This window comes from Stenotrophomonas sp. PS02297 (assembly GCF_029959705.1).
GTDB classification, from domain to species: Bacteria; Pseudomonadota; Gammaproteobacteria; order Xanthomonadales; family Xanthomonadaceae; genus Stenotrophomonas; species Stenotrophomonas nitritireducens.
In genome coordinates, this window is record NZ_JASCOS010000145.1 from 1 (window position 1) to 7,792 (window position 7,792).

Genomic DNA, 7,792 nt, shown 5'->3' on the forward strand with positions numbered 1-7,792 from the left:
CACGCATGCGTACATGCCCGGTGGTGCCTGCATCGCGCCGGCGCGCGCCACCTGCAGTGGCGCGCGGACGGCCGCGCGTGCGGCTTCAGCGCGGGCCACGACCGCCCCGGTTGCCGCCGGCGGCGCGTTTCTGGCTGGCGGCCTTCAGCTGCTCCTCGGTCGGCGCCGGCGGCGCCTGGCCCGGTTGCAGCGGATTGACCTTGACCCCTTCCTTGAGCCGGAACTGGCCTTCGGTCACCACCTTGTCGCCCGGCTCCAGCCCCTTGCTGATGACGACATGGCTGTCGTCGACCTGGCCGCCCTGCACCACATCGCGCAGGGTGACGGTGTTGTCCGGCTTGATCAGGTAGACGAAATCGCCGGTGCTGCTGCGCTGCACGGCCTCGGCCGGCACCACCACCGCATCGGGTAGCTCGTCGAGCTTCATGCGCACGTTGACGAACTGGCCCGGCCACAGCGCCTTGTCGGCATTGGCGAACTCGGCGCGCAGGCGGAAGGTGCCGCTGGTGGCGCTGATCTGGTTGTCCACCACCTGCAGCTTGCCGTCGGCGTTGACCACCGCGCCGCCGGCGCGGTCCAGCGTCGCCGCTTCCAGCGGCCCCTTGCCCTGCGCCGCGCGCACCGCGTCCAGCTGCTGTTCGGGCAGGTTGAACAGCACGTAGATCGGCTGCAGCTGGGTCAGCGTGACCAGCGCGGTGCCGGCCCCGACCACGTTGCCCGGGTCGACCGCGCGGATGCCGGCCACGCCGTCGATGGGCGAGACGATGCGGGTATAGCCCAGCTGCACCCTGCTCTGGCTCGCCGTGGCCTGGGCTGCGGCCACCGCCGCCTGGTACTGGGCGACCTGGTTGCGCAGGGTGGTCAGGTCGGTCTGCGCCACGTACTGGCGGTAGGCGTCGGAATTGGAACGCTCATAGTTGGACTGGGCGGTGGCCAGCAGGGCCTGGTTCTGGCGCTGGCTGGCGATGGCCTGGTCGTACTGGGCCTGGAAGGTACGCGGGTCGATGCGGGCCAGCAGGTCGCCCTTCTTCACCGCCTGCCCTTCCTTGAAATCGACGCTCAGCAGTTCGCCGCCGACCTGCGGGCTGACCGTGACCGTGTTGTAGGCGGCCACCGTGCCCTGCGCGGTGACGTAGACCGGCACGTTCCTGCGCTCGGCCGGCACCGCGGTGACCGGCACCGGATCGCGGTCCTTGCCGCCGCCGCCCCAGCCGCCCGGCGCGCCCCCGGCCATGGCCGTTCCGCCGGCCTGCTTGCCGCCTCCCATCACCCGGTAGCCGATTCCTGCGACGAGCAGGATGGCGACGACGAGCAGCACGATCTTCCAGAAACGCGACATGCGGAAAACTCCCGAGGAACCGATTGGCGAAGGGGCTGGCGGAACGGCGCAGAGCATAACGCCGGCCCGTGACGGCTGGCGCATGACCGATGGGCCACGCGCTCAGACCCGTATTGATGGTGAACGGTTCCGCAACCTGTCCGTTGACACTCCTTTCCCCGCTCCGTTTGCCCTACATTCACCTCTCGATTGCCGATGAGGAAAGCCCGGATGATCCGCAACACCGTTCTGTTGGTCGCGCTGACGTGCGCCCTGGCCCCCGTTTCCGCCCTGGCCGCCGAGGGCCAGCGCCCGGAGGTGGAGGCCGCCGCCGCGCGCCTGCAGCGGCAGGTGGTGGATTGGCGCCGCGATTTCCATCAGCACCCGGAACTGTCCAACCGGGAGGTGCGTACCGCCGCCAAGGTCGCCGAACGCCTGCGCGCGATGGGCCTGAAGCCGCAGACCGGCGTGGCCGTGAATGGCGTGGTGGCGATCATCAAGGGCGCCCTGCCGGGCCCGCGGATCGCCCTGCGCGCGGACATGGACGCGCTGCCGGTGACCGAGCAGACCGGGCTGCCGTTCGCCTCCACCGCCACTTCCGAATACCGCGGGGAGAAGGTCGGGGTGATGCACGCCTGCGGCCATGATGCGCACACCGCCACCCTGCTTGGCGTGGCCGACGCGCTGGTGGCGATGCGCGACAGGCTGCCGGGCGAGGTGATGCTGATCTTCCAGCCTGCCGAGGAAGGCGCGCCGCCGCCGGAGCAGGGCGGTGCCGAACTGATGCTCAAGGAAGGACTGTTCAAGGACTTCAAGCCGGAAGCGGTGTTCGGCCTGCACGTGTTCTCCAGCGTCCAGGCCGGGCAGATCGCCGTGCGCGGCGGCCCGCTGATGGCCGCGTCCGACCGCTTCGGCATCACCGTCAACGGCCGCCAGACCCACGGCTCGGCACCGTGGAACGGCATCGACCCGATCGTCGCCGCCTCCGATCTGATCGGCACCGCGCAGACCATCGTCAGCCGCCGCGCCAACCTGTCCAAGCAGCCGGCGGTGCTTACCTTCGGCGCGATCAAGGGCGGCATCCGCTACAACATCATCCCCGACTCGGTGGAGATGGTCGGCACCATCCGCACCTTCGACCCGGAGATGCGCCAGCAGATCTTCGCCGACCTGCGCAACGTCGCCGAACACACCGCCGCCGCCCACGGCGCCACCGCCGTCACCGACATCTACGAGAAGGATGGCAACCCGGCCACGGTCAACGACCCGGCGCTGACCGCGCGGATGCTGCCCAGCCTGCAGGCGGTGGTCGGCAAGGCCAATGTCTACGAACCGCCGCTGCAGATGGGGTCGGAGGACTTCTCGCTGTACGCGCAGCAGGTGCCGGCGATGTTCTTCTTCGTCGGCTCCACCAGCGAGGGCATCGACCCGGCCACCGCGCCCAGCAACCACTCGCCGAAGTTCCTGCTCGACGAGAAGGCGCTGGACGTGGGGCTGCGTGCGCTGCTGCAGGTCTCGCTGGACTACCTGCACGGCGTGCAGGGCTGATCCCCGGCGGACGTTGACCCGGTATCCGGCGCTGCGCGCGGCCGGTCCGCCGCGCTCCCGGGGCCGCCCGTACTCCCGCCGCCGGAGCGCCTGCCCGGGCCGCCCGGCGCGGAACCACCGGCGTCGCGGCACACGACCGCCGGGCCGGCGCCGTAGGGGCGGCATCGGCTGAAGGGGCGTTGGGGGCCAGCCGCGGTTGGCCATCATCGCCCCCGCCCCTGGCAGGCGGTGCCGGCGTTGCCTTCCATGGAGATCCCGATGGCGGGCGGGTTCGTGGCGGCCGGCCTGGACCTGGACGATCACGGGCATGGCCCGCGACGGTTGCCCCTGGCGGGCGGCCAGGCCCAGCAGCAGGAGCAGCGCCGTGGCACGCCGGATCATGGCGGCTGGCTCCCGGTGCAGGCGCGGCTAACGCAACAGCTCCTACAATCCCCGCATGAACACCCCCCAAGATTCCAGCCTCGGCCGCGAGGTCGCTTATCCCTCCCAGTACGACCCGGGCCTGCTGTTCCCGATTCCGCGCGCCGCTGCCCGCGCCGAGATCGGCCTCGCGGCCGCGCTGCCCTTCGTTGGCCAGGATCGCTGGCATGTCTACGAACTGGGCTGGCTGGACACGCGCGGCAAGCCCTGCGTGGCCACCGCCACGTTGTGGGTGCCGGCCACTTCGCCCAACCTGGTGGAATCGAAGTCGCTCAAGCTCTACCTGAACTCCCTCAATGCCGCGCGTTTCGACAGCGCCGCCGACGTGCGTGCGCGCATCGCCGCCGACCTGTCCGCCTGCGCCGGTGCCGAGGTCGTGGTCGAATTCGGCCTGCCGCCCGTGGCCGACGCCGAAGGCGACTCCATCGACGGCCTGGATCTGGAGATCGACCACTACGGTCCGCCGCAGGCCGGATTCCTGCGCGCCGATGCCGGCGACGTGGCCGCCGAAACCCTGGTCTCGGCCCTGCTCAAGTCCAATTGCCCGGTGACCGGCCAGCCCGACTGGGCCAGCGTGAGCATCCGCTATGCCGGCCCGCGCATCGATCGCGGTGGTCTGCTGCGCTACCTGTCCAGCTATCGCGACCATGCCGAATTCCACGAACAGTGCGTGGAGCGCCTCTTCCTCGACCTGACGCGCCAGTGCGGCTGCCACTCGCTGGACGTGGAGGCGCGCTACACCCGCCGCGGCGGCCTGGACATCAACCCGCGCCGTTCGACTGCCGACTTCGCTGCCGGCCACCGTCCCTTCCGCGATCCCCGCCAGTAATCCGGCCGGACCGTATTCCGGGTATACGCCGGCTTTACGCCGGCGCGATGGTTCCTTAACGCGGGCGGTGCAATCGTTGCACCCAGCCGAGGAGGAACGACCCGATGAGCAGCGACAACAAGGCCAATTTTTCCGGCGTGACCGGTACCGTCACCAGCACCGAGCAGATCGTGCCGAAGGCGGATTTCTCCGGTGTCACCGGCACGGTGACCAGTACCGAGGAAATCGTTGGCGAACAGCAATACACCGTGCAGAAGGGCGACAGTCTTTCCAGGATCGCCAAGAACCTGCTGGGCGACGCCAATGCATGGAAGCGGATCTTCGAGGCCAACCGCGATGTCCTCGACAACCCGGACAAGATATTCCCCGGACAGGTACTGAAGGTCCCGCCACGCGAAGGCTGATGGTCGAGCCGCGTCATCCCTTTGCCTTGCAACCCATTACCCGGAGCAACCCATGAAGAAGACTTCGCTGACCACCACCCTGATGATCGCCCTGGCCGGCACCGCTGCCTTGGCCGGCTGCAAGAAGAACGAACCGACCCCGGCGCCAGCGCCGGAGATGAGCGCTCCGGCGCCGATGAGCGAGCCCGCCCCGGCCGCCCCGGCGGTCAGCGTCACCTCCGTGACCGTGGGCAACACCATCGGCGCGGACCAGTCGGTGGCTCCGATGGCGACCCTTGGCACCAAGGACAAGATCGTGATTTCGGTAAAGACCAACGGCACCGCCGCCAATGTCAATCTCGCCGCCAAGCTGACCTATCAGGACGGCCAGGTCGCCGGTGAGCAGAGCCGCACGCTCAATACCACCGATACCGGCACTACCAACATCGAATTCGCCAACACCAACGCATGGCCCGCCGGTAAATACCGCGCGGACGTGACCCTGGACGGCCAGCCGGCCGGCATGACCCAGGAGTTCGAAGTGAAGTAGCGGAAGGGCTTTCACCTATCGTCCCTCTCTCCCGACAGGTGTGAGCCATGGGCGCAGTCGCAGGACTGCGCCCTTTTTTTGCCTGTCCCGGAAGCGCCTGCTGGTTGCCGGCAAGCGACAGCGGGGCCCATGCCGGCGATCTCCCTGCCGCTTCCCCGCCGCGGTGCGCTGCAGCGCTGCAGCGCTGATGCCTGCCTCATGAGCAGACGCCATGAATGCCGGCCGCCGCCGCGCAGGCGAAACCGTACCCGTCCGTTTTGCCCGAACCGCCGCGACGCGCGACAATGCGCCGCTGACTTTCCAGCCTTTACTTCCGACGGAAACCATCCCCCATGTCCGATACGCCGAAGATCATCTACACGCTCACCGACGAAGCCCCGTACCTGGCGACGCAGTCGCTGCTGCCGATCATCGATGCGTATGCCACCACCGCCGGCATCGCGGTGGAGACCCGTGACATCTCGCTCTCCGGCCGCATCCTGTCGCAGTTCCCGGACTACCTGCAGGACGGGCAGAAGATCAGCGACGACCTGGCCGAACTGGGAGAACTGGCGACCCGGCCGGAAGCCAACATCATCAAGCTGCCCAACATCAGCGCCTCGGTGCCGCAGCTCAAGGCCGCGATCAAGGAACTGCAGGACCAGGGTTACGCGCTGCCGAACTACCCGGACGCGCCGGCCGACGACGTTTCGCGCGACATCAAGGCGCGCTACGACAAGGTCAAGGGCAGTGCGGTGAACCCGGTGCTGCGCGAGGGCAACTCGGACCGCCGCGCGCCGCTGTCGGTCAAGAACTACGCGCGCAAGCACCCGCACCGCATGGGCGCGTGGAGCGGCGACTCGAAGTCGCACGTCGCGCACATGGACGCCGGCGATTTCTACGGCAGCGAGCAGTCGGCCACCCTGGCCAACGCCGGCAGCCTGAAGATCGAGCTGGTGCAGGACGACGGCAGGACCGTGGTGCTGAAGGACAAGACCGCGGTCAAGGCCGGCGAGATCGTCGATGCCTCGGTGATGTCGCGCCGCGCGCTGGCCGCCTTCGTCGCCGCGCAGATCGAAGATGCCCGCACGCAGGGCGTGCTGTTCTCGCTGCACCTGAAGGCGACCATGATGAAGGTCTCCGACCCGATCATGTTCGGCGTGGTGGTCGAGGAGTTCTACAAGGACGTGCTGGGCAAGTACGCCACCGAACTCAAGCAGGCCGGCTTCGACCCGAACAACGGCATCGGCGACCTGTACGCGCGCCTGCCGTCGCTGCCGGAAGCCACCCAGGAAGCGATCAAGGCCGACATCGCCGCCGAGTACGCAAAGCGTCCGGCCGTGGCGATGGTCAATTCCGACAAGGGCATCACCAACCTGCACGTGCCCAGCGACGTGATCGTCGACGCTTCGATGCCGGCGATGATCCGCGACAGTGGCCGCATGTGGAATGCCGAAGGCAAGCTGCAGGACACCAAGGCGCTGATCCCGGACCGCTGCTACGCCGGCGTCTACCAGGCGGTGATCGAGGACTGCAAGGCGCACGGCGCGTTCGACCCGGCCACCATGGGCTCGGTGCCGAACGTCGGCCTGATGGCGCAGAAGGCCGAGGAATACGGCAGCCACGACAAGACCTTCCAGATCCCGGCCGCGGGCGTGGTGCGTGTCAGCGATGACGCCGGCAACGTGGTGTTCGAGCACACCGTGGAAGCCGGCGACATCTGGCGCATGTGCCAGGCCAAGGACGCGCCGATCCAGGACTGGGTCAAGCTGGCCGTCAGCCGCGCGCGCCTGAGCAACACCCCGGCCGTGTTCTGGCTGGACGGCAACCGCGCGCATGACGCGCAGATGATCGCCAAGGTCGAGCAGTACCTGAAGGACCACGACACCCGCGGCCTGGACATCCGCATCCTGTCGCCGGTGGAAGCGACGAAGTTCTCGCTGGAGCGCATCCGCAAGGGCCAGGACACCATCTCGGTGACCGGCAACGTGCTGCGCGACTACCTGACCGACCTGTTCCCGATCCTGGAGCTGGGCACCAGCGCCAAGATGCTGTCGATCGTGCCGCTGATGGCCGGTGGCGGCCTGTTCGAGACCGGCGCCGGCGGTTCGGCGCCGAAGCACGTGCAGCAGTTCGTCGAGGAGGACTACCTGCGCTGGGATTCGCTGGGTGAATTCCTGGCCCTGGCCGCTTCGCTGGAACACCTTGCGCAGCGCTACGGCAACACCGCCGCAGGAGTGCTGGCCAAGGCGCTGGACGAGGCCAACGGCAAGTTCCTCGACAACGACCGTTCGCCGGGCCGCAAGCTGGGCACCATCGACAACCGCGGCAGCCACTTCTACCTGGCCATGTACTGGGCGCAGGCGCTGGCCGCGCAGGACGAGGACGCCGCGCTGAAGGCGAAGTTCGCCCCGCTGGCCAAGGCGTTGACCGACAGCGAGCAGAAGATCGTCGAGGAACTGGTCGCGGTGCAGGGCAAGGCCGTGGACATCGGCGGCTACTACCGCCCGGACCTCGGCAAGACCCGCAAGGCGATGCGCCCGAGCGCGACCCTCGACGCGGCGCTGGCCGCACTCTGATCGCACCCGCCGCAGTTGTTTGACCCGGAACCCGCATCGCTTCGGCGATGCGGGTTTTTCGTTTGCGGATGGCGTCACCGCCTTTCGTAGGAGCGACTTCAGTCGCGAAAGGGCTTCACCGGTAAAGCCTCATCGCGACTGAAGTCGCTCCTACGGGGGGCGGCCCGCGTCACCCTGGTGCGGTAG

General features: G+C 68.5%; 6 protein-coding genes. 5 read left to right on the forward strand and 1 reads right to left on the reverse strand.

What is annotated here, in order from left to right; all coding sequences use genetic code 11:
- Positions 1 to 85: 85 nt before the first annotated feature.
- Entirely contained in the window at positions 86 to 1,339 is a 1,254-nt protein-coding gene (locus tag QMX80_RS17320) for an efflux RND transporter periplasmic adaptor subunit (RefSeq protein WP_282278417.1), read from the reverse strand.
- A gap of 195 nt (positions 1,340 to 1,534) precedes the next feature.
- Here QMX80_RS17320 and QMX80_RS17325 point away from each other — a divergent pair, with 195 nt between their 5' ends.
- The 5 genes from QMX80_RS17325 to QMX80_RS17345 all read left to right on the forward strand — a co-directional run bounded on the left by QMX80_RS17325 (position 1,535) and on the right by QMX80_RS17345 (position 7,606).
- Positions 1,535 to 2,866, forward strand: coding sequence for an amidohydrolase (locus QMX80_RS17325; protein WP_282278419.1), 1,332 nt, complete (start codon positions 1,535 to 1,537; stop codon positions 2,864 to 2,866).
- Positions 2,867 to 3,302: 436 nt separating this feature from the next.
- A complete protein-coding gene (gene queF / locus QMX80_RS17330) occupies positions 3,303 to 4,115 on the forward strand; it encodes an NADPH-dependent 7-cyano-7-deazaguanine reductase QueF (RefSeq protein WP_273083212.1) in 813 nt (270 codons plus the stop codon).
- Between the two features lie 104 nt (positions 4,116 to 4,219).
- Positions 4,220 to 4,519: a LysM peptidoglycan-binding domain-containing protein gene (locus tag QMX80_RS17335; RefSeq protein WP_055770834.1), complete on the forward strand. Its 300-nt coding sequence runs from the start codon at positions 4,220 to 4,222 to the stop codon at positions 4,517 to 4,519.
- A gap of 52 nt (positions 4,520 to 4,571) precedes the next feature.
- A complete protein-coding gene (locus QMX80_RS17340; protein WP_282278423.1) occupies positions 4,572 to 5,048 on the forward strand; it encodes a hypothetical protein in 477 nt (158 codons plus the stop codon).
- A 332-nt stretch (positions 5,049 to 5,380) separates the two neighbouring features.
- Positions 5,381 to 7,606 carry an NADP-dependent isocitrate dehydrogenase gene (locus QMX80_RS17345; protein ID WP_282278424.1) on the forward strand — a complete coding sequence of 742 codons (2,226 nt, stop codon included), beginning with the start codon at positions 5,381 to 5,383 and terminating at the stop codon, positions 7,604 to 7,606.
- Positions 7,607 to 7,792 lie beyond the last annotated feature (186 nt).

Excerpts from the sequence above, each read along its gene's own strand:
- QMX80_RS17320 (WP_282278417.1), bottom strand. The coding sequence starts at position 1,339 with ATGTCGCGTTTCTGGAAGATCGTGCTGCTCGTCGTCGCCATCCTGCTC.
- QMX80_RS17325 (WP_282278419.1), top strand. The coding sequence starts at position 1,535 with ATGAGGAAAGCCCGGATGATCCGCAACACCGTTCTGTTGGTCGCGCTG.
- queF (WP_273083212.1), top strand. The coding sequence starts at position 3,303 with ATGAACACCCCCCAAGATTCCAGCCTCGGCCGCGAGGTCGCTTATCCC.
- QMX80_RS17335 (WP_055770834.1), top strand. The coding sequence starts at position 4,220 with ATGAGCAGCGACAACAAGGCCAATTTTTCCGGCGTGACCGGTACCGTC.
- QMX80_RS17340 (WP_282278423.1), top strand. The coding sequence starts at position 4,572 with ATGAAGAAGACTTCGCTGACCACCACCCTGATGATCGCCCTGGCCGGC.
- QMX80_RS17345 (WP_282278424.1), top strand. The coding sequence starts at position 5,381 with ATGTCCGATACGCCGAAGATCATCTACACGCTCACCGACGAAGCCCCG.